Source organism: Pseudomonas sp. MT92 (assembly GCF_058792515.1).
On record NZ_JBXAFA010000021.1, the window covers coordinates 70,111 to 92,630 of the forward strand.

Genomic DNA, 22,520 nt, shown 5'->3' on the forward strand with positions numbered 1-22,520 from the left:
ATAATATTGGACCAGTATTAGTCGACGACTTAGATTCACATTACAAGAAAAGCAAGAACGTGAGTTGAAAATAATATGGCTAATGATGCGATTCTGGAAACTGTTGGTTTGACCAAAGAGTTCAAAGGATTTACCGCTGTTGAAAATGTCAACTTGCGTGTGAAGCGTGGCTCAATTCATGCCCTGATCGGTCCCAACGGTGCCGGAAAGACGACATGTTTTAACTTGCTCACCAAGTTTCTCGATCCTACCCAAGGGACTATTCGCTTCAACGGCCAGGACATCACTCGTGAGCACCCAGCTGCAGTAGCGCGCAGAGGGATGATTCGATCTTTCCAGATATCGGCAGTCTTTCCTCGCCTTACCGTGCGAGAAAACATCTATATTCCGCTACAGCGAAGCCTGGGGACTTCCTTCCATTTCTGGAAGTCGCGCGCTGCACTTGCCGCTCTTGACGATAGAGCGATGGAGTTGCTCGCCCAAGTGGGATTGGAGTCATTCGCCGATCTAGTAGCAATGGAACTGTCCTATGGCCGCAAGCGCGCGCTGGAAATAGCCACCACTTTAGCGCTGGACCCTGAGTTGATGTTGCTCGATGAACCCACCCAAGGCATGGGGCATGAAGACGTCGATTGGGTCATGGAGCTGATCAAGAATGTCGCCGCCAACCGCACTGTCCTGATGGTCGAGCATAACATGAAGGTTGTAGAGGGGATTTGCGACACTATCACGGTACTTGCTCGCGGCAGTGTGCTCGCCGAGGGCAGTTATTCTGAAGTTTCAGTCAATCCACTCGTGGTCGAAGCCTATATGGGGAGTGCCGACAGTGAGCTGCACTCTCCAGGGAGCCATTGATATGACCAATGCTACCGAATACATGCGAGTTGCCAACTTGCAAGCCTTCTACGGTGAGTCTCATGTTCTCCATGGCATTGACTTCACTGTGAAACAGGGTGAATGCGTTACTTTATTAGGTCGCAATGGCGCAGGCCGCACCACCACCTTGCGAGCCATTATGGGGCTCACGGGGAAGCGCCAGGGTTCGATCATAATAGATGGTACTGAGACCATTGATCTTTCGCCCCATAAGATTGCGCGCCTGGGTGTGGGTTATTGCCCAGAGGAAAGAGGCATCTATGCCAGTCTTTCCTGTGAGGAAAATCTGCTGTTGCTGCCGCGTTTGGGAAACAATGGAATGTGCCTGGAGGAAATCTATGAGATGTTCCCCAACCTCTACGAGCGTCGTCACAGCCAAGGTACCCGCATGTCGGGTGGTGAACAGCAAATGCTTGCCCTGGCCCGAGTCCTGCGCACTGGTGCACGCCTTCTACTGCTTGACGAGATATCCGAGGGACTTGCACCGGTCATCGTCCAGCGGCTCGCCGAAATCATCCGCCAGCTCAAGAGCAAGGGCTTCACAATCCTTCTGGTCGAACAGAATTCACGTTTTGCCGCCCCCCTCGCGGATCGCATGTATATCGTCGAGCACGGCAAGATTATCGCTGAGATTCACCAGCACGAAGTTGGGCAAAAAAGCGATCTGCTTCAAGAATATTTAGGGATCTAATATCGGCTAAAGCACTTGTCTGGTTTAGACGGTTCCAACGGCGAGCCAAGGGATTTAAAGCCTGCAACCCCTACAACGCACCTTCTGGGTACAAGGCTGAAGCGTGTGGCTCTATAAGTATTCCAGGCTCTTCGGCGAATATCCTACTAATAACAAATCGTCAGGATAAACAATATGGCAACATTCTTCGACGTTCCGTTGTCGGCCTTGATGGGCCAACTTATGCTAGGGCTGGTTAACGGCTCGTTTTACGCGATCCTCAGCCTGGGCCTGGCAGTTATATTTGGCATGCTTCGCATCATCAATTTCGCGCACGGTGCGTTTTTCATGATGGGTGCCTTTTTTTCATGGATGTGTCTCAATTATTTTGGCGTCAACTATTGGTGGTCATTGTTGCTTGTACCACTCATGGTGGGGATTGTCGGCGTTGTGATCGAACGCGCTCTGCTGCAGTGGTTGTATAAGCTCGATCATCTATACGGTTTATTGTTGACGTTTGGATTGGCGCTCATCATCGAGGGCGTTTTCCGTAATGAATTTGGTGTTTCAGGTCAACCCTACGCAGTCCCTGAAGCACTGAAAGGGGCAATGAATCTGGGTTTCATGTTTCTACCCGTCTACCGAGGCTGGGTGATTGTTGCCTCGCTTGCCGTATGCGCCCTGACGTGGTTCATGATCGAAAGGACACGCTTGGGGTCATACTTGCGTGCTGCCACGGAAAACCCGGCATTGACCCAAGCCTTCGGCATTAATGTACCTGTCATGGTGATGCTGACTTATGGTTTCGGCGTCGCGCTGGCCAGTTTTGCCGGGGTGCTGGCTGCGCCAGTATTACAAGTCAGTCCCATGATGGGCTCGCAGTTGATTATTGTGGTGTTTGCGGTAGTGGTGATTGGCGGGATGGGCTCAATTTTTGGCGCCATTATTACCGGTCTTTCCCTCGGCGTAATTGAGGGTTTGGCCAAACTGTTCTATCCGGAAGTTTCCGCAACCATTGTTTTTATTATCATGGCGATCGTCCTGTTATTTCGGCCGGCCGGTCTATTTGGGAGGGCTGAGTAACATGTCATCGAGAACGCGACTATTAGGCTGTATCCTTCTGCTCATCTGCGGCGCTATTGTCCCCTTCGCCATATACCCGATACTGGCCATGAAGGTGCTTTGTTTTGCGCTGTTTGCCTGTGCATTCAATCTTTTGCTTGGCTATACCGGCTTGCTTTCGTTCGGTCATGCCGTCTTTTTCGGCGCAGCTGCTTATGTGAGCGCCTACAGCATCAAGGTGTGGGGCTTCCCGCCCGAGCTGGGGATCCTCACAGCGGTTGTGGCTGCCGCCGTGCTGGGGTTGGGATTCGGCCTGTTGGCGATACGGTGCTCAGGCATCTACTTTGCGATGATCACATTGGCGTTGGCGCAGATGATGTATTTCGTCTTCCTGCAATCTCCGTTCACCGGAGGGGAGGACGGTTTACAAGGTGTGGAGCGCGGGCTGTTATTTGGGTTTATCGACCTCAGCAACGACGTAAATCTGTACTACCTGGTGTTTGCCATCTTTGTTTTTGGCTTCTGGTTGATTCATCGCGTTATCCAGTCTCCTTTTGGCCAGATTCTCAAAGCCATTCGAGAAAACGAGTCGAGGGTGATTTCCCTGGGCTATCAGGCAGCCCGATACAAATTGTTGGCCTTCGTTCTTTCGGCTGCTCTGGCGGGGCTCGCTGGCGGTACCAAAGCCGTGGTGTTTCAGTTCGCGACCTTGAGCGACGCCCATTGGCAGACCTCGGGCGAAGTAGTGCTGATGACCCTGCTCGGAGGCCTGGGCACCGTCTTCGGCCCACTGATAGGGGCCGCCATCGTTGTGACTCTGCAGAACGCATTGGCCGATAAGGTGGGCGCGCTCTTGCCAGTCATCATGGGCGTCATTTTCATCGTTTGCGTGCTGCTCTTTCGCCGCGGTATTGCCGGGGAGTTTGCGGCTTTCTACCAAAGCAGGCTGGCGGCAAGGCGCGCTGATGCAAACCGCCGAAAGTCTCTTGGGGCCTCTCGCAAAGGGGGCGGTTCAAGGGGAGCGGATGATTCGGCGAGGGAGGCGAACCCGTGATGCGGATGTCGAGCATTCAACTTCGAAAAATATAAAAAACACCGTACTAAACACCCGAATGAAAGAGTAGGAGAAAATAATAATGATCAAACAACTGAATACTCATCTGCGCAAGATCTGCTTCGGGCTGCTGGTAGCCGCTCCGGCCGTGCAAGCCCAGGTTTCAGATGGTGTAGTGCGTATCGGCGTATTGAATGATTTGTCAGGTACCTATGCCGGGCTTTCCGGTCCGGGCTCGGTGTGGGCGGCAAAGCAGGCGGTGGCCGACTTCGAGCCTGAAAAACATGGCCTGAAGGTCGAGGTCGTGGCGGCTGATCACCAGAACAAGCCAGATGTAGGGGCCAGTGTGGCCCGTCGTTGGTTCGATGTGGATAAGGTGGATGTGATCGTCGACGTGCCGACTTCGTCGGTCATCCTGGCCGTCAATGAAGTGGTGAGGGAAAAAAACAAGGTGCTCCTGGTATCTGGTGGCGGCAGTTCCGATCTGACCGGTAAGGCGTGCAGCCCGAACACCATTCATTGGACCTACGACACATGGGCGCTTGCCAACGGTACCGGTAAAGCGGTGGTGGGGAGTGGCGGCAAAAGCTGGTTTTTCATGACGGCGGATTACGCCTTTGGTCACGCATTGGAACGTGATACGGCGTCAGTCGTTGAAAAAAGTGGCGGAACAGTGACGGGCAAGGTTCGCCATCCGTTCCCGGGCACCGATTTTTCGTCTTACTTGTTGCAGGCCCAGGCTTCCGGGGCGCAGATAATCGGGTTGGCAAATGCCGGTGGGGACACCATTGTCGCCGTCAAGCAAGCGTCTGAATTTGGCATCACCGCCGGTGGCCAGAAGCTAGCCGGTTTGTTGGTGTTCATTAGCGACGTGCAAGCGTTGGGCCTGGAGGCGGCACAAGGGTTGATGCTGACGGCTGCCTGGTACTGGGACATGAATGACGCGAGCCGTGAATTCGGTAGAGCATTCGCTGCTGCCAACGGCGGGAAATTTCCGACAATGGCGCAGGCTGGTGTTTACTCCGCCGTCACGAACTATCTGCGAGCAGTTGCCGTCAACAATGACGATGGGAATGGTGCCGAAGTAGTCGCCCGGATGAAGGCGGTCAAAACCGAGGATAAGCTCTTCGGCGAGGGAAGTATTCGTGCCGATGGTCGCAAGATCCACCCACTCTATCTCTTCGAAGTGAAAAAGCCCTCCGAGTCCAAGTACCCTGGCGACTATTATAAGTTGCTGTCAACAATACCTGCCGAAGAAGCATTTCGGCCGATGTCCGCAGGCGGTTGCTCGCTTGTTACTTTGAAATAAGCACTGGGGTTTCAAACCGGTCGAGCATTGGCTTGGCCGGTTTAGAACAAAGGGAGAGCTATAGTGCTATTCGCGGTAGCGATATTGGGTGGCTGGATATAAGAGTTAAAACATTTTCCTTGCAAGTTATGGCGCCACAGAGGGCGCCTTGTCAATTATTAAAGTCGCTCGTGCTCGAAGGCCGTCATCACTTCTTTTGCGGTATCAATAAACGACTGCAATAGCGGCGAAGTGTTACTGCTGCGCCATCCAAGCATCACTTTTACCAAGGGCATCTGCCCCTGAATAGGCCGGTATGTAAGGTGCTCAAGGTGAATGCGTTGAACAGAACTCGGTACCAGGGCCAGGCCTACGCCTGAGCTGACGAGGCCCAGGCAGGCATAAATCTGGCCGACCTCCAGTGCCGCGTTGGGTGTGAAACCTGCTTCCGCGCAAAGGCGATAAATCATGGTATGAAAATCGGGAGCCAGTTTGGGCGCGTACAGGACAAAGCGCTCGGTGGCGCACTGACTCAGCGCCACGCTGTCCTGGGACGCCAGCGGGTGGTGCTCCGGGATCGCAAGTACGAAGGGTTCTGTCAGCAGCGTCTCGGTGCTGATTCCGTCGAATTGCGATGTGGGGCGCATGAAGGCGATATCGACATCACCTCGCAGGAGCGCATCGGCCTGGTCCACCACAGGGAACCAGCGCAGGACCACTTCCACATCCGGGAAGCGTTCGCAAAAGGCGCGGTAAATCGGCGGCAGCAGGGTATAGGACATATGTTCGAAGAAGCCCACGGCCAGCGTGCCAATCTCTCCGCGTTCGGCACGTTGAGCCTCCAGTGCCGCGACATCCGTGGCCCGAAGAATCTGCTTGGCATGAATATAAAATACCTGGCCGGCATCTGTAAGTTGCACATGGCGCTTGGTCCGTTGAAATAGCGTTACGCCGAGCTCCTCTTCTAATTGACGAATCTGTTGACTAAGAGGCGGCTGGGCAATGTGCAGTCGTATAGCGGCCTGAGTGAAACTCAGCTCCTCCGCAACTGCAATAAAATAGCGCATGTGCCGCAGATTCATATTAATACCTTTTTAATATTATTCTTGATCAAATTATATATTGGAAGTCTCGGAAGTCAACTCGTAACATGTTTTTCGTGGCCTCAGGGCAGTGGGTCAATACATTAACTCGGCTCTTCTCGGAAGACATTTTCTGCCATTGCCGAACGGCGCAACTATAGGAGAGATAAGTTGGATAACAAGATTCTCAAGCGCGCAATCGATAGAGTGTTGACACGCATTGACGCGACCCTCGATCAGCCCGGCCAAGGGTTTCCCCATTACGCCGACCAAACCACTGGTGAATGGACTCGTAGTCCGGCAGGTGACTGGACGGGAGGATTTTGGGTGGGCATGCTTTGGCTTGCCGCCTGGCATACAAAAGAGCCGCGTTACCACGAACAAGCGCGGATCTGGGCCGAACGCCTTGGGCCACGCGCTTCATCCAAATCGGCGTTCAAGGGCTTTCTCTTCTGGTATGGCACCGAGCTGGGCGCTGAGCTTCTGAACGACGAAACGGCGCGCAATTTGTCGTTGGCAGGCACTCGCGGGTTGCTCGACATGTACAACCCCCAAGCGCAATTGATTCCCTTGGGCAAAGAGGCCGAGGAGGCCTCGGATGTCGGCAGCAACGAGGCAAACATCGATGCGCTGCCAGGGCCGGTTCCTTTATTGATCAAGCATGCGGCAGCGCTTGACTCCCTCGAGATTGCTCGCAATCACCTTCGCCAACATATCGCGCTGTGCGTGCGCGATGACGGATCTGTCTGTCAGTCCGCCAGTTTCGATCCGCAAACCGGGGCATTACTGCGCCGTTACACCCACAAGGGCATTCACGGCGAAAGCACGTGGACTCGTGCCCAGGCGTGGGCGATGGTTTCCCTCGCTCAGGCCCTCAATCGCGGAGAAATGGAATTCCGAGACGTCGCCATTCAGGTTGCTGACTGGTGGTTGGAACATCAGCCCAAAGACCATGTGGCGTACTGGGACTTCGATGATCCGGCAATTCCCGATACCAGTCGCGACACCTCGGGTGCTGCCATCGCCGCCGCCGCATTGTTAAAGCTTGCAGTCTGCCTGCCGGAAAGACGTGAGCGTTATCGGCAGTCCGCAGAGGCGATCGTTGAGGCATTGGTGCTGCGCTATCAGACCCCGGTCGATGCCAGCGACTCCCGTCCCGTCGGCATCCTCACCCAGGGTTGTTTCAATCGAAAGCTCGGTGTCGCAATGGAAAACGAGCTGATCTGGGGTGACTACTTTCTTTTCGAAGCCCTGTTGGTGCTCGACGGTCGCCTGGCTTCCGAGCGGGTATGAGCACACAAATCAGTCACAAGGAGACAGCCATGCCTGAGTTCAATAGTCCTCATCGCGGAGAGGTTTCGTCCCTCATCGGCACGCAGACCAGCTACACCCGCACAGTCAGTGAATACGATATCTACGCGTTTGCCGGGATCAGCGGTGACAACCATCCCAATCATGTCGACGAGGAGTATTGCAAGCGCGTCGGCTTGGGCGCTCGGGTGGCCCAGGGGGCAATGTTGGTGGGTTACATCGCTGGCGCCGTCACCAAGTACCTGGGGCTGATCGACCGTCCGGCCGTTTCCTACGGATACGACCGGGTACGTTTCACCAAGTCCGTATTCATAGGTGACACCTTGACCGTGAGCTACCGCATCGCCCGTGCCGATGATGAGAAGAAGCGGCTTTGGGCAGAGGCAGTGCTGACCAACCAGCACGGCGACACCGTGTGCGTCGGCACCCACATCATTCACTTCCAAGAGTAACGCCCTCGGCACTCATAAAAACAAGAGGAGAGTGTAATGACCAAAATATGCTCGGCTGCCGAGGCCGTGGCCGATATTCAGTCTGGCCAGACGGTTGGCTGTGTCGGTGTTATCGGATGGCTCACGCCGGATACCTTGCTGCAGGCGCTGGCGCAGCGTTTCGAGGAGAGTGCCTCGCCCCGGGATCTGACTTTTTTCTTTCCGGTCAGCGTTGGCGACGCGATGGACATCCGCGGGATGGATCATGTCGCGATAGAAGGCTTGATGAAGCGCGTCATCTCGGGCAACTACATCAATACGCTGGATCCGAAGACCGGAAAACGTCCGCAAATGATGCGCTTGATCCGCGAGAACAAGGTCGAAGCCTATTGCTGGCCCATCGGCGCGACCATGCATTGGCTCCGGGAAGTGGCGCGCCGCGGTCCGGGTTACCTCACGCGCATCGGCCTGGGTAGTTACATCGACCCGCGCCAGCAAGGGGGTAAATATACGGCGTGCGCTGAGGAAGATCTGGTCAAGCTGGTGGAGTTCGAAGGCCAGGAATATCTGTTTTATCCTGCTCGACCAGTGGACGTAGCCTTGCTGCGCGCAAGCAGTGCCGATGAGTACGGCAACCTCAGCTTCGAAGACGAGCCGATCACTTCCAGCGCCTTGGCCATGGCGCTCGCGGTAAAGGCCTGTGGCGGCACAGTGATCGCGCAGGTCCGCAAGATCGTCCCCCGCCAGGCGCGGCCGGTGCACGCTGTGCGTGTTCCCGGCGAACTGGTGGATCGTGTTGTCGTTGCCCCTCAAGCCATGATGACCACCGAGGTCGTGTATGACGACAGCTACCTGGGGGGGCAGCTCTTTCCTGGTGCCTCCACGGCAGTACTGCCGGCCGGTGCCGACAAGATTATCGCCCGGCGGGCGGCTTGCGAGATTCGTCCGGGCGTGCCGAGCATCTTTGGCTTCGGCGCATCTTCCGATATCCCGGGCGTGATGATGGAAGATGGCGCCTTCGAAGGCGACGGACTCCTGCGTCACCGCTTTACGACAGAGCACGGTCCGTTCGGTGGCATCGTCATGAGCGGCTGGCAGTTCTCCGCCAATAAGTATCCGGAGGCGCTGCTCGATGGCCCGGCCCAGTTCGACTTCATCAATGGCGGCAACTGCAAGGTCGCAGCGCTGGCGTTCGCCCAGTTCGATGAAAACGGCAACGTCAACGTCAGCCGATTCGGCGCTGCGAACCCGGGGCCTGGCGGGTTCATCGATATCGCCTACAACGCTGAAACCTTGATTTTCACCGGCACCTTCACGACCGGTGGGCTGGAGGTGGCGTACGAGGGCGGCGAGTTGCGCATCGTGCGTGAAGGATCGGTACGCAAGTTCGCCCGCCAGGTGCAGGAAATTACCTATCCGGTGCGCCTCAACGTCGCCACCCGTGGCCAGCGCGCCATGCTCATTACCGAGCGGGCGGTGTTTGCCATCGAGCCCGATGGGCTGGTGCTGATGGAAATCGCTCCCGGGATCGACCTGCAAAGCCAGGTACTCGATCTGATGGACTATGCCCCGGTGCGCATAGCCAACCCCTTGCCCCTGATGAATGCGGCCGTGTTCAAGTCCTGAGCACGCCATCGTCGCGCCAATAAACGAGGAGATTCCACGCTATGGCTGTTATCAACTATTTGACCACCATCCAATTCGAACAGGGCGCAATCGAGCTATTGCCGTCCGAGCTTGACCGCCTGGGCATACGGCGGCCCTTGATCGTCACCGACCAGGGCGTGCGCGCTGCCGGGCTGCTTGATCGCGTACTCGGGACCCTGGCCTCGCCTCCCGCCGCGATCTTCGACGAGACGCCAGCCAATCCCACCGAGGAGGCGGTCATCGCCGCTGCTGCGATGTTCAAGGACAATGACTGCGATGGCATCGTTGCCCTGGGTGGCGGATCGCCGATCGATCTGGGCAAAGCGACGGCGCTTCTGGCCACCCATCCTGCGCCGCTGCAGCAGTATTCGGTGGTGGATGGCGGTGTCGGGCGAATCACCGATAAAGTCGCGCCACTGGTGGCGATTCCCACGACGGCAGGGACCGGCAGCGAAGTAGGGCGGGCCGGCGTTATCGTGATGAAGTCCGGGCGCAAGCTTGGCCTGTTGAGTCCTTATCTGCTGCCTAAAGTGGCCATTTGCGACCCGGATCTGACGCTGGGCCTGCCGCCGATGTTGACAGCGGCTACCGGCATGGATGCGATCGCCCACTGCATCGAGACCTTCCTGGCGCCTGCCATCAACCCACCGGCCGAGGCCATCGCCCTTGATGGTTTGCGTCGGGGCATGGCCAATATCGAGCGCGCGACGATCGATGGCAGTGACCGGGAGGCGCGCTGGAACATGATGATGGCGGCGACTGAAGGCGCGATGGCGTTTCAGAAAGGACTGGGAGCGGTGCATGCCCTGTCCCATCCCCTGGGGGCCGTGCCCGGAATTTCCTTGCACCATGGCACCCTCAATGCGGTGCTGCTGCCGGCAGTGATGCGTTTCAACCGGCCAGCCGTCGGTGCCAAGTACGAGGCGTTGGCCCAAGCGATGGGACTGAGTGCAGGCGTCGCCCCGGATGAAGCCATTGCCCGGTTGACCGCCCGCCTGGGCCTGCCCGTGAGTCTTGGCGCGATGGGCCTGAACCGGGCTGCGCTGCCTGAGATTGCCCAGGCCGCCCTCAAAGACCACTGCCACGCCACCAACCCCCGTCCTGCCACCGCAGAGGACTACCTGCGGATGCTCGAGGAGTCTTATTGATGAATGAGCAACATGTAATGATTCGCGATGCCGTCAGGCGGTTCGCCGAGCAGGAGATTGCACCGGTCTCCGAACGCCTTTGGGAGCAGCAGGAGTTTGCCTATCAGGTCTGGAAGCAGGCCGGAGAGTTGGGCTTCCTCGGCCTTCCCTACCCGGAGGAGCACGGTGGCGGTGGCGGGGACTGGCTTGGCTTTACCATTGTGCTGGAGGAAATCGCCCGGGTAGACGCGGCTGTGGCATCGTCCATGATGGCCAATTCCACGCCCGCCAGCCTGATCAACAACTATGGCACTCCTGCGCAGAAGGAGCGTTACTTGCGCCCCATCATCGACGGGACGCAGGTCGGCTGCATTGGGCTGACCGAGCCGAATGCAGGCTCGGACGCCGCCAATATCCAGACCCGTGCCGTTCTGCGAGACGGTCAATGGATCATCAATGGTTCCAAGACCTTCATCACCAATTCGGGTACCGACATCACCGGTCCGATCGTGATCGCAGCCGTTACCGGCACGAGGGACGACGGGCGCAAGGAAATCTCCAACTTTATCCTGCCGTCCGATACCGACGGTTTCAGTCTGGGGCGCAAGTTGCAGAAGATCGGTTGGCGCGGATCGACCACTTATGAACTGTTCTTCGAAGATTGCGTGCTGCCGGCCGACCATCTACTCGGCGAACAAGGCGCGGGGCTCAAGCAGACCCTTGGCAACATAAGCACCGGGCGCATCCTGATCGGTGCGCTGGGGCTGGGTATTCTGCAAGGCTCCATGGAGCGCTCGGTCGCCTACCTGAAGGATCGCAGCGCCTTCGGCAAGCGACTCGAACATTTTCAGGCGCTGCAGTTCAAGGTCGCCGACATGGCCACCCATGCCCACGCCGCCCGCCTGATGCTCTACGACGCGGCCTCGCGCAAGGATGCCGGTTTGTCATGTGATGTCGAGGCGTCCATGGCCAAGCTCTTCGCTACCGAGAGGGCGATGGAGGCGGCTCACCAGGCGATCCAGATCCATGGCGGTAACGGCATCATGACTGAATACCCGGTCGCACGCGCTTTCGGCGACGCCAAGGTATTGGAGATCGTCGAAGGCACTTCCGAAATCCAACGCATGATCATTTCCAGGCAAGTGCTGAGCTAAACGCGTCCTGCAGCCTGTGCCGGTTCCGTTGGGGAGCCGGTCGTTCAGCTTTCTTCGGGGAAAATCAGCATGCCAGGCTCCAATCCTTATGACCTCGGCCTTGAGCAAAGTCCGGTCAACTACCGGCCTCTCACGCCGCTGGGCTTCATAGCCCGCACCGCCCAGGTATATCCGCAGCGGTTGGCGGTTATCCATGGTGCGCGTCGATACAACTGGTCCGAGACTTACGACCGGGTCTGCCGCCTGTCATCTGCGCTCAAGGCCGCGGGCATTGGCCGTGGCGATACGGTGGTATTGATCGCCGCCAACACCCCGGAGATGATCGAGGCGCATTTCGGCGTACCGATGTGTGGCGCGGTCTTGTGCACGGTCAACACCCGGCTCGATCCTGCGGCAATCGCCTACATCCTGATGCATTGCGAAGCCCGGCTCGTGATCAGCGACACCGAATACGCGAGCGCCGTCGGCCAGGCGCTGGCACTTTTGGAGCACCGGCCAAGGGTGATCGACATCGATGACAGCGAGGGGCCGGGCGGCGAGCGTCTGGGTGAGCTCGACTACGAGGCGTTCATCGGCGCGGCTTCTACAGACGAGCATTGGCAGGAACCTGTGGACGAGTGGCAGCCGATTGCCCTGAACTACACCTCGGGCACCACAGGGCGTCCCAAGGGGGTGGTTTATCACCATCGGGGGGCTTATCTGGCGGCGCTTTCAAATATGCTCGACTGGCAAATGCCGCGGCACTCCATCTTCTTGTGGACCCTGCCCATGTTCCATTGCAATGGCTGGGGCTTCGTCTGGACCATGGCGGTCAACGCCGGCACTCACGTGTGTCTTCGCCGCTGTGAACCGCAACGCGTGCTGTCGATGATTCGACAACACGGTGTTACCCATTACTGCGGCGCGCCAGTGGTGCACGCCATGCTGGCCCATGCGCCAAAGGAGTGGAAAGTCGGGATCAGCCACCGTGTTCATGGCCTGATCGGTGGCGCTCCGCCCCAACTGCCGGTGATTGCGGCGTTGCATCGAATGGGCATCGATCTTTTGCAGATATACGGTCTGACAGAGGTCTACGGTCCCGCTGTGGTATGTGCCGAGCACCAGGAATGGAGCGAGCTTTCCACCGACTTGCTGACCGAACGCAAAGGTCGACAAGGGGTGCGTTATACGGCTCAGGAAGATATGGCGGTCCTGGACCCCGAGGACTTCACGCCGGTGCCGCGCGATGGCCGCAGCATTGGCGAAGTGATGTTCCGCGGCAACATGACGATGATGGGCTACCTGAAAGATCCGCAGGGCACCGCCGAGGCCTTTTCGGGTGGCTGGTTTCATTCCGGCGATCTTGCCGTGGTGCATGAGGACGGCTACATCCAGATCAGAGACAGGGCTAAGGACATCATCATTTCAGGTGGTGAGAACATCAGTTCGGTCGAGGTCGAGGAAGTGCTTTACCGCCATCCGGCTGTCCGTACCGCGGCGGTGGTTGCCATGCCCCATGCCAAGTGGGGCGAGACCCCCTGTGCCTTTGTCGAGACGAGCCCTGACGCGAGCATCGGCGAAGCGGAACTCATCGCCCATTGCCGTTCCTGCCTGGCCCATTACAAGGTGCCGACGCGGGTCATCGTGGGGGGCTTGAGCAAGACGGCAACTGGCAAGGTGCGCAAAGTCGAACTGCGTGAACATGCCTTGCGGCTGGCTACCAGAGATGCGGCCATCCCGATCGATTGAAGGACGTTCGAGACTGAAATTCCGGTTTCCGTAGGCCTGTTCGGGCTTGCGCGATGTTGTGCAAAAAAAATTCAACTGGATGCCTCATCCAGGTCGAGTGACGTTGCAGACGCGGACAGTGTCGGCGGCGATCACGACGGCCCGGTGGTTTCGGTATCCCTGCCTTTTGAGCGAGGAGACACCCATGAAAATTCTCGGCCATAACTACACTGGCGGTACACGTCGCGGTGAAAGCGGCGTCTATCTGCACAGCTACGATGCGACCTCTGGCGAGCGGTTACCCTATGACTTCGTCCAAGCGAGCCCCGCCGAAGTCGATGCGGCTGCCCTGGCCGCCGCTTCGGCTTATCCCACCTTTCGTGCACTGCCGGCTGTCAAGCGTGCGGCGTTTCTCGACGCTATTGCCGACGAACTGGATGCACTGGGTGATGACTTCGTTTCCCTGGTAACCCGCGAAACCGCGCTGCCTGCCGGCCGTATCCAGGGTGAGCGTGGCCGTACCAGCGGCCAGATGCGGCTGTTTGCAAACGTGTTGCGCCGTGGCGATTTCTACGGTGCCCGTATCGACCTGGCGCAACCCGATCGCAAGCCGCTGCCGCGTGTCGATCTGCGTCAGTGCAAGATGGGCGTTGGCCCGGTGGCTGTATTCGGTGCCAGCAACTTCCCGCTGGCATTCTCCACGGCAGGCGGTGATACCGCCGCCGCCCTGGCTGCCGGTTGTCCGGTGGTGCTCAAGGCGCACAGTGGCCACATGGCGACCGCCGAATGCGTGGCCGATGCCATCATCCGTGCCGCGGAACGGACCGGCATGCCCAAAGGCGTGTTCAACATGATCTACGGCGCAGGCGTCGGCGAGGCACTGGTTAAACACCCGGCGATCCAGGCCGTTGGTTTCACCGGCTCGCTCAAAGGCGGTCGCGCGCTGTGCGACATGGCTGCGGCGAGGCCGCAGCCGATTCCGGTGTTCGCCGAGATGTCCAGCATCAACCCGGTTCTGGTGCTACCCGAAGCGCTCAAGCAGCGTGGTGCCAGCGTGGCCAACGAGCTGGCCGCTTCGGTGGTCATGGGCTGTGGCCAGTTCTGCACCAACCCCGGCCTGGTGATCGGCATTCGCTCGCCAGAGTTCTCCAGCTTTATTGAAAAACTCGCCGGCTTGATGGGCGATCAGCCAGTGCAAACCATGCTCAATGCCGGCACCCTGCGCAGCTACGAGAAGGGGCTGGCGGCACTGCATGCGCACAAGGCCATCAAGCATCTGGGGGGCCAGGCACAGGAAGGTAAGCAAGCCAGGCCGCAGTTGTTCCAAGCCGATGTCAGCCTGCTGCTGGAAGGCGACGAGTTACTCCAGGAAGAGGTTTTCGGCCCGACCACCGTCCTGGTCGAAGTGGCTGACAAGGCCGAGTTGATCAAGGCGCTGCATGGCCTGCACGGTCAGCTCACCGCGACCCTGATTGCCGAGCCAGACGACCTGGCTGCATTCGCCGAACTGGTGCCGGTGCTCGAGCAGAAGGCCGGCCGGTTGCTGCTCAACGGCTATCCGACCGGCGTCGAGGTGTGCGACGCCATGGTGCATGGCGGGCCTTATCCCGCCACCTCGGATGCGCGCGGCACCTCCGTCGGCACGCTGGCCATCGACCGCTTCCTGCGCCCGGTGTGCTACCAGAACTACCCGGACGCACTACTGCCGCAGGCGTTGAGAAATGCCAACCCGCTGGGCATTCAGCGTCTGCTGAACGGTTGCAGTACCACCCAGGCGATATAAGGCCTCATCCGCAGATGCTGATGCCTGTCGGTTCGCCGGGTATCTCGACGCCGTGCCGTTTGGGATCGCCAATTACCTACCTAATAAGAAGAGAGAGCTATGCACGTACTTCGTCCCACCCAAGTTTTTCTGCTGTCCGGCCTTACTGGGGCTTTCGGCGTTTGTTCATCCGCTTCGGCTGAGTTCCTTGCGGACAGCAAGGCCAGTCTGGACATGCGCAATTTCTATATGAACCGAGACTTCCGCCAGCCAGCGGCCCCACAAAACAAGGGCGAGGAGTGGGCGCAAGGCTTCCTGTTGCGCTACGAATCCGGCTACACCGAAGGACCGGTGGGCGTGGGGGTCGATGCGCTTGGTCTGCTCGGCATCAAGCTGGATTCGAGCCCGGATCGCGCGGGCGCCACCGGTCTGCTACCGCGTGGCACCGAGTCGAGGACGGCACCCGATGACAACAGCGAGCTTGGCCTGACTGCCAAGCTCCGGGTTTCCAAGTCCACCCTCAAGGCAGGGACCCTGATTCCCAAGCTGCCGGTATTGCAGCCCAACGATACACGGCTGCTGCCGCAGACCTTCCAGGGTGGCTGGCTGAACTCGACGGACCTCGCGGGTCTGACCTTCGACGCCGGTCGGCTCACCCAGGTGAACCAGCGCGACTCGACCAACCGCGAAGACATGACAGTCATGAAAGGCCCCAGGCGCAACATCGTGACCGGGGCGAGGGCCACCACCGACCAGTTCGACTTTCTCGGTGGCAATTACATGTGGAGCAAGACGCTGAGTACTGGCTACCACTACGCGCAGTTGGACGACCTGTACAAGCAGCACTTTCTGACGGTGATGCATGTGTTGCCCATTGCCGAGGGGCAGGCGCTGAAATCCGATCTGCGTTGGGCCCGTTCGACCGATGACGGCAGCAGCAATGTCGACAACCAAATGCTCGGCGCCATGTTTACCTATTCACTGGGCGCACACGCCTTCGGTCTCAGCTACCAGAAAATGAGCGGCGACACCGGTTTCGCCAACGTTCAGGGCACCGATCCGTACCTGGTCAACCTGCTGCAAATCAACGATTTCGGCAATCAGGACGAGCGCTCCCTGCAAGCCCGTTACGACTTCAACTTCGCCGGCCTCGGCATTCCCGGCCTGACCTTTATGACCCGTTATGCAAAAGGCGACCAGGTCGACCTGGGAGTAGCTTCGGGAACCGGCAAGGAGTGGGAGCGTAATACCGACATCGGCTATGTGATCCAGAGTGGCGCGCTGAAAAATGTCGGCATCAAATGGCGCAACGCGACTTATCGCTCGAGCTTTGCCAGTGAAATTGACGAGAATCGCCTGATCGTCAGCTACAGCCTCCCGCTCTGGTAAGGCTGTTGCGTCGATGTCCATGCCGGGCGCCGTTCTGGCAAAAGGGTAGATTCACGAGTCAGGAACTCCCGAGCAGATCTTCGACCGTCCGAAAAAAAGCTGAACGGCAGACTTTTTACGCTCGGTGCTCTGAAGATCAGGCTCTTGCAATGAGAGCGGCGAATCCGCGGTTATCGGCTGATGCCGTAACCGCGGTCGTGGCGTGCCGGATGTGTTTGATGCCTAAAAGCAAAACGTGGAGCGCAGCACCAGTATTTGCGAGTTGTTGCCGCCGGCGCTTTTGATCGCGGAACCGATGTCTTAGAACAAATAGTCGGAGTCAACGAAAACGTTAGCGGTCGGGGTCCAATTGGCGTTGGCCTGATACAGGGTGACCAAGCGTTTTCCGCTGCTGGTGGTTGTTCCGGGGGCTGCGAAAGTCGAGGTAGACGCTCGGTCATTCGCGCGCGATAGTGGCCAGCCAACATTGAGAGATCGCCGGGGTCTAGAAACAGATAGGCGCCGCGATTATTCTTCATTGTGGCCGATAACAACATCGCTTCAAGCGAGCGGAGGAATCTGATGTCCATAGCCCAACGGGTTTTCCACGGCAGGTTTGGCCGGGTCGCCTTGCTGAATATGGATCGTTCGCTGGTTACCCACACCCATTCCGAATGCCATGTGCTGGTCAAGGTGTCCGGCGAAGACACTTATTTCAACGTCAACGGTCGGCGGGTTCCACTCAGCGATCGCACGGCGGTGCTGGTCAACGCCTGGGAGCCGCATTTCTACGATCCGCAGCCAGGCGCCGGTGCCACCGTAATCCTAGCGCTTTACATCGAGCCCGCTTGGCTGGCCACTGCTCAGCAGTCGCTGGCACTCAGCGCCCGACCTGATTTTTTTGCCCAGTCGTGCATCGAATTGAAGAGCCGTAATCGCACCTTGGCCGACATCCTGGTCGCCGAAGCCCATGGCTGCGGGATCGTGCCGAAGGAGCGCATGGAATTCATGCTGTTCGACTTCCTGATTGAACTGATCGAGGACTTTTCCAGCTGGCGGCATTTATCGCTACTCGGTGCGCTGAACTCAGCTGAGTTCCGTGACGCGCGCGTGCGTCGTGGCACCGCATGGTTGCTTGAGCACCTCGATGATCCGAACCCGATCGACAACGCCGCGCGGGCTTGTGGTCTGTCGCGGGCGCACTTCTTTGCGCTGTTCAAAAAAGATACCGGCCTGACGCCGACCCTGCTGCTTAACGATGCGCGCATGCGGCGGGCTTTTGCCTGGCTGGAACGTGAGCGCAGTGGAACGTTGGGCCTGTTGTCGGAGAACCTCGGGTTCTCCGAGCAAGGTCATTTCACACGGTTTTTCCGTCAGCACATCGGAGCTTCACCCAGCCAGTATCGGCGCGTAGTGGATTGTTATACGACGGCTTGAACCGAGAGGAGGGCGGGGGGTATTGGGCAATACTCCCGCCGATGAAGTTAGTCTTTCATCTTGAAATTGCCGGTTTTTATAGACGACCAAACTTGTAGAGTCTATTAATTGTCGAGAGAATCATAGATCTCTTTCATGCGTTCTTCGCGCATCAACTCAAGTTCTTCTTTGGTTTCAGCTACCCACTGCAGGATAAAATCCCAGCAATCGCAGTCGTGAGCATCCGCTTCTGTTTCAAAAGCTTCTTTCAGAAATTTAAGGCGATATTCTTCTGGCGAGATCCTGCAGTTTTCAGCGAGGCTGTAATTCAGCTCGCTGAGTTCAAGCTGAATCCATAGATTGGCGTCCAGGAATTTCTTCAGGGCAAGTTCGGCTCTAAGTTCTTTTGCGATCATGAATGCTCTCTTGTGGCATGCAATAAGTAGCTGGTTGTTCAAGGTCGGCCCAGCGCTAAATTGGACTATGTCAATTTCCTGCCGTCATCCATCCTCGAACGCCATGACTTTCACTCAGCTCTTTCACGACTCGAGCCGCGTCCTGCTTATGTTTATATGGGCCTATGACGACAAAGTTGTTTTCTTTACGCGCTACCGGCAACTCCAGTTGCTGAATGGCTTTTAGTGCGCGATGGCGGCTGGGCGTATTCAATGCGATTTCGATCACCCAAAGGCCGAATGAAGGCGTGGCTGGAGCTGCGTTTTTAGCGTGGAAAATGTAGCCGCCGCACGTCAAGCACGTGCGTTCCAGCGTGATTAGCGAGCCTGGTACGGTGCCAAAGACATGCCATTGCGGATCATCGGTTCTTTTGCGGGCGAAGATTGCCAAGAGCAGGCCGGTAAAGGCAATCAGCCCGCTCAGGATGATTGTCCATATGCGTGCCTGTGCGGGTAAAGAGGACAGCGTAAGTACTGGTGTTTCGTCTGGCTTTTCGTACAAAAACTGTACGGCGTCAGCCTCCGTTGAGTCGGGTGTGCGGGATTCGTTTTTTGCAAGGGGCGTGAGTTCGTCGGGAAGATTTGTACTGATCTCTGTCGCAACTTTATTAGCAATGTCGTCAAATTCGTGCTCGAAGTCTGTCACTTTTTGCTGGATGTATGAATTGTCGACGTTATTTTCACAAGTTGGTCCTGTGGACGTGTAGATCCATAGTAGAGCTGATAGTTGCCATAAAACGTTAGTTGCCAGTAAGCCCATGCTAAGCTTTCGCACGGCGCCCTCTCCAAATCAAGTGAATAGTTATTTGTGCCATTTCTTTTTATAAAGAAAGGTTTTATTTCTGATCCTGAGATGGTCTGAGTTCTCGAGCGCGTCAGTGTGCCCAAGCGCCAAAATTAGTTGGCTGCTTTTTGTTGTTTTAAAGAACATCGGGCGTGCACTTTATAGACTACTGATTCACGAAAAAGGCTCAGATAGTCGAAAAAAACCATATCAGAATGGGAGAGGTTAATCCTATGAAATACTTGTATTTAAGATAAATATCGTGGCCAAAGTGCCTTGTGGAAAACCGCGAAGGATCTGCATTCGCCACTTATGTGATGAACACTCAAAATTCAAAAGTTATAGAGCCCGGTCGCTATCCATAAAGTCATCAAAGTCGTCGAACATGACCGGAATTGTGTCGGGTCCCAGCCCCTTAAATCAGACGCAAAGACAAATTTCCAGACTTCGGCGCAAAACTCCATCTCCCCAGGCAAGGCGCTCCCTGCGCCTTTCACACACACTTGGCTCTAGCGCTCTCGCGCTGTAAAACAACAAGGAGCCACGAAAAATGACCAGATTCCCACCTGCTATCGAAAGGCAGACCTGCCATATCGGCGCCCTCCGGGTACGCTACATGCGACGATCATCCGTTCACCTCATGCTCATGTGCAGATCACCTCGGTGGTTTTTTCCAACCCGCTGCCATGGAGCAGGATGTTCAGAAGAATAAAATGGCGTGCCAATTATCGGGTTAGTTGAAATTGACTAAGTACTGGTCCTTCGTGTGCGTTGCGTTGACCTCTAAGATTTTGCGTTGCTTCTATTACTTTAAAATAACAAAGGGAGCGCTATACAATTGAGTAGAAAAAAAATTGCTGCAAGTTCGGTGTTTCTTGGTATCACCCTGAGTGCACAGGCGCATGCTGACTTTCTAAGTGATAGCAAGGCCACCTTGGGGATGAGGAACTTCTACTTCAATAACGACAACCGCGATGGCACTGCCGCCCCTTCCAAAACCGAAGAATGGGCGCAGGGTTTCATGTTGGACTTCAAATCGGGTTATACCGATGGCATGGTTGGCTTTGGTGTCGATGGCCTGGGATTGCTGGGGGTTACCCTGGACAGCGGCAAAGGACGGCATGTCGGCAGCACCATGATGCCTTCTGACAGTGACAACCGTGCCGTCGACGAGTGGAGCCGGGTGGGGCTGACCGGAAAAGTCAAAATGTCGAAAACTGAACTTCGCTACGGCACCTTGATTCCGAAACTCCCAATTCTGGTTGCCAACGATGGGCGCGTACTTCCACAAACCTTCGAGGGCGGTCAAATCACCTCGAGCGAGTTCAAGGGGCTGACCTTGACTGGAGGTCGGATCGAACATGCGACAGGGCGTGGTTCAAGCGATCAGACGGGGTTGGCCGTTGCTGGTGGTACGCGTGAGAGCAATCAGTTTGACTTCGCCGGGGGCGATTGGAACGTCACCAAGGATCTGACAGCTCAGTACTACTACGCAAACCTCGATAACTACTATACGCAGCATTTTTTTGGATTGATTCACACCCTTGCGCTCTCGGACAATCAGTCCCTTAAAACCGACCTGCGCTACTTCAAAACTGACTCGTCAGGTGCAAATAGCTCCGGTACGTCAGGCTACAGAATTAATGGCTACACCAAAAACGGTGATGGAGAGATCGACAACCGTACCTGGAGTGCCGCGTTGATTTACACGCTGGGTGGCCACGCGATTACTGCGGGGTACCAAAGTGTGTCGGATGGCAGCAACTTCACTCAACTCAATCAGGGCAGCCTGATAGACAAGGGCGCCGGTGGAGCAAGCCTGTATCTGTATACCGACCGTCTGATCCAAACGTTCACCCGCGCAGGCGAGCGCACAGCTTTCGGTCAGTATGCTTACGACTTTGCCGCTCTGGGAGTTCCTGGCCTGAAAGGCTCGGTCATGTACCTCTCCGGCGATAATATTAAAACTACGTCCGGCGACAACCAAAAGGAATGGGAAAGAGACATTAGCCTGGACTACGTCCTTCAGTCCGGAGCGCTTAAAGGTGTCGGGTTCGGCTGGCGTAACGGCAAGTCCAACAGCGAAGCGGCTCGTAACGTAGATCAGAACCGAGTTTTTGTAAGCTATAGCATTCCGCTTCTCTAACGAGTGTCATGAGGACGAATAGCCGCTTTCAGTCCGGCCACGCTGAGGAAGGCACCCGATAACACGGGTGCTTCTGTGCAGGATTATCCGCCCGACGCTCAGGACATTAGGTAGGTGGTGCAGCCGGTTTGATTTATTTTGTCTACGCCCTCTTAGAAGCCTTCCAGCACGATCTTGCCCTTCGCCTTGCCGCTTTCCAGCAGAGCATGGGCTCGACGAAGATTTTCTACGCTGATGCGCCCGTAGTTGTCGCCAACGGTGGTGCGCAAGTCGCCCCTATCAACGCGCCGCGCAATTTCGTTGAGGATGTTGTGCTGCTCCTGCATGTCCTCTGTCTCGTAAAGCGAGCGGGTGTACATCAGCTCCCAGTGCAACGACAGGCTCTTGCGCTTCATCGGTACGACGTCAAGCGTGGCCGGGTCATCGATCAGGCCCAGCCTGCCCTGAGGTTTCAGTGACTCGATAATTTGCTCGAAGTGCCGATCGGTCTGGGTCAGGCTGGCGACATAGCTGACTTGTGCGATACCGAAGCGTTTGAGCTCCTCGCTGAGTGGCTTGGTATGGTCAATGACATGATGCGCACCCAGCTCGGTGACCCAGGCCTGGGTTTCAGGGCGCGAAGCCGTACCAATGATCGTCAACCCGGTTAGCTGACGCGCCAGCTGAGTCAGGATTGAACCCACACCGCCTGCAGCGCCGATGATCAGCAGCGTTTCGCCCCGGTCGGTGGTATCGCGTGCAACACCCAGGCGATCAAAAAGTAATTCCCAAGCGGTCAAGGAAGTCAGTGGCAATGCCGCAGCCTGGCTGAAATCCAGCGACTGGGGCATTGAACCGACGATACGCTCGTCCACCAGTTGCAGCTCACTGTTGCTGCCCGGGCGGATCAGCGATCCGGCGTACCAGACCCTGTCGCCGGGCTTGAATAGCGTCACGTCGCTGCCGACCGACTTGACCACGCCGGCAGCGTCCCAACCGAGGATACGCGGCTGGCTTTCGTCCTCGTGCGGTACGTATCCCTGCCGCACCTTGGTATCGACAGGATTGACCGATACGGCCTTTACCTCTACGAGCAAGTCGCGCGGCCCCGGCACTGGCTCGGGTATATCGATCTCCACCAAGGCGTCGGGATGTTCAATAGGCAGGCATTTGAAGTGTGCAATGGCTTTCATTCGAAGCT

Annotated in this window: 18 protein-coding genes and 1 pseudogene; 15 read left to right on the forward strand and 4 right to left on the reverse strand. The window is 57.0% G+C overall.

Translation table 11 applies throughout. From position 1 onward, the window contains the following. The first annotated feature begins 75 nt into the window (after window positions 1–75). From AC1Q6D_RS29785 to AC1Q6D_RS29805, 5 genes and pseudogenes are all read left to right on the forward strand, one after another. A complete protein-coding gene (locus AC1Q6D_RS29785) occupies window positions 76–855 on the forward strand; it encodes an ABC transporter ATP-binding protein (RefSeq protein WP_103406127.1) in 780 nt (259 codons plus the stop codon). A gap of 1 nt (window position 856) precedes the next feature. Continuing rightward, window positions 857–1,567: an ABC transporter ATP-binding protein gene (locus AC1Q6D_RS29790; RefSeq protein ID WP_083348737.1), complete on the forward strand. Its 711-nt coding sequence runs from the start codon at window positions 857–859 to the stop codon at window positions 1,565–1,567. 174 nt (window positions 1,568–1,741) lie between these two features. Then, window positions 1,742–2,629 (forward strand): branched-chain amino acid ABC transporter permease, encoded by an 888-nt coding sequence (locus tag AC1Q6D_RS29795; protein WP_207291585.1) that lies wholly within the window; start codon window positions 1,742–1,744, stop codon window positions 2,627–2,629. A 1-nt stretch (window position 2,630) separates the two neighbouring features. Beyond that, window positions 2,631–3,527: pseudogene (locus AC1Q6D_RS29800) on the forward strand (branched-chain amino acid ABC transporter permease); the annotation flags it as partial. A 217-nt stretch (window positions 3,528–3,744) separates the two neighbouring features. After that, window positions 3,745–4,971, forward strand: a complete 1,227-nt coding sequence (locus AC1Q6D_RS29805) for an ABC transporter substrate-binding protein (protein ID WP_103406125.1) — start codon at window positions 3,745–3,747, stop codon at window positions 4,969–4,971. Between the two features lie 158 nt (window positions 4,972–5,129). On the opposite strand, the gene AC1Q6D_RS29810 is transcribed toward AC1Q6D_RS29805, so the two are convergent. Beyond that, a complete protein-coding gene (locus AC1Q6D_RS29810; RefSeq protein ID WP_103406124.1) occupies window positions 5,130–6,032 on the reverse strand; it encodes a LysR substrate-binding domain-containing protein in 903 nt (300 codons plus the stop codon). Between the two features lie 171 nt (window positions 6,033–6,203). Between AC1Q6D_RS29810 and AC1Q6D_RS29815 the strand changes: the two genes are divergently transcribed. The 9 genes from AC1Q6D_RS29815 to AC1Q6D_RS29855 all read left to right on the forward strand — a co-directional run bounded on the left by AC1Q6D_RS29815 (window position 6,204) and on the right by AC1Q6D_RS29855 (window position 17,976). Then, a complete protein-coding gene (locus AC1Q6D_RS29815) occupies window positions 6,204–7,325 on the forward strand; it encodes a glycoside hydrolase family protein (protein ID WP_103406123.1) in 1,122 nt (373 codons plus the stop codon). 29 nt (window positions 7,326–7,354) lie between these two features. Beyond that, on the forward strand, window positions 7,355–7,795 hold the full coding sequence (locus tag AC1Q6D_RS29820; RefSeq protein ID WP_103406122.1) for a MaoC family dehydratase: 441 nt from the start codon (window positions 7,355–7,357) through the stop codon (window positions 7,793–7,795). Between the two features lie 36 nt (window positions 7,796–7,831). Next, window positions 7,832–9,400 (forward strand): acyl CoA:acetate/3-ketoacid CoA transferase, encoded by a 1,569-nt coding sequence (locus AC1Q6D_RS29825; protein WP_103406121.1) that lies wholly within the window; start codon window positions 7,832–7,834, stop codon window positions 9,398–9,400. 41 nt (window positions 9,401–9,441) lie between these two features. Further along, a complete protein-coding gene (gene gbd / locus AC1Q6D_RS29830) occupies window positions 9,442–10,569 on the forward strand; it encodes a 4-hydroxybutyrate dehydrogenase (RefSeq protein ID WP_103406120.1) in 1,128 nt (375 codons plus the stop codon). Continuing rightward, complete coding sequence (locus tag AC1Q6D_RS29835; RefSeq protein ID WP_207291586.1) at window positions 10,569–11,702, forward strand: acyl-CoA dehydrogenase family protein; 1,134 nt, start codon at window positions 10,569–10,571, stop codon at window positions 11,700–11,702. The genes gbd and AC1Q6D_RS29835 overlap by 1 nt, the downstream gene beginning before the upstream one ends. A 69-nt stretch (window positions 11,703–11,771) precedes the next feature. Continuing rightward, window positions 11,772–13,430 (forward strand): acyl-CoA synthetase, encoded by a 1,659-nt coding sequence (locus AC1Q6D_RS29840; RefSeq protein ID WP_103406119.1) that lies wholly within the window; start codon window positions 11,772–11,774, stop codon window positions 13,428–13,430. Window positions 13,431–13,614: 184 nt separating this feature from the next. Continuing rightward, complete coding sequence (locus tag AC1Q6D_RS29845) at window positions 13,615–15,192, forward strand: aldehyde dehydrogenase (NADP(+)) (protein ID WP_103406118.1); 1,578 nt, start codon at window positions 13,615–13,617, stop codon at window positions 15,190–15,192. Between the two features lie 99 nt (window positions 15,193–15,291). Then, a complete protein-coding gene (locus AC1Q6D_RS29850; RefSeq protein ID WP_103406117.1) occupies window positions 15,292–16,560 on the forward strand; it encodes an OprD family porin in 1,269 nt (422 codons plus the stop codon). A gap of 561 nt (window positions 16,561–17,121) precedes the next feature. Next, a complete protein-coding gene (locus AC1Q6D_RS29855; RefSeq protein WP_103406116.1) occupies window positions 17,122–17,976 on the forward strand; it encodes an AraC family transcriptional regulator in 855 nt (284 codons plus the stop codon). A 104-nt stretch (window positions 17,977–18,080) separates the two neighbouring features. Here AC1Q6D_RS29855 and AC1Q6D_RS29860 read toward each other — a convergent pair whose 3' ends face one another. Together AC1Q6D_RS29860 and AC1Q6D_RS29865 are read right to left on the reverse strand one after the other, a co-directional pair. Then, entirely contained in the window at window positions 18,081–18,371 is a 291-nt protein-coding gene (locus AC1Q6D_RS29860; protein ID WP_103406115.1) for a DUF6388 family protein, read from the reverse strand. Between the two features lie 70 nt (window positions 18,372–18,441). Then, window positions 18,442–19,170, reverse strand: coding sequence for an SPOR domain-containing protein (locus AC1Q6D_RS29865; RefSeq protein ID WP_219739195.1), 729 nt, complete (start codon window positions 19,168–19,170; stop codon window positions 18,442–18,444). 862 nt (window positions 19,171–20,032) lie between these two features. On the opposite strand from AC1Q6D_RS29865, the gene AC1Q6D_RS29870 reads away from it, so the two are divergent. Beyond that, on the forward strand, window positions 20,033–21,340 hold the full coding sequence (locus AC1Q6D_RS29870; RefSeq protein WP_103406113.1) for an OprD family porin: 1,308 nt from the start codon (window positions 20,033–20,035) through the stop codon (window positions 21,338–21,340). Window positions 21,341–21,492: 152 nt separating this feature from the next. Here AC1Q6D_RS29870 and AC1Q6D_RS29875 read toward each other — a convergent pair whose 3' ends face one another. Further along, a complete protein-coding gene (locus tag AC1Q6D_RS29875) occupies window positions 21,493–22,512 on the reverse strand; it encodes a zinc-binding alcohol dehydrogenase family protein (RefSeq protein WP_103406112.1) in 1,020 nt (339 codons plus the stop codon). Window positions 22,513–22,520: the final 8 nt, after the last annotated feature.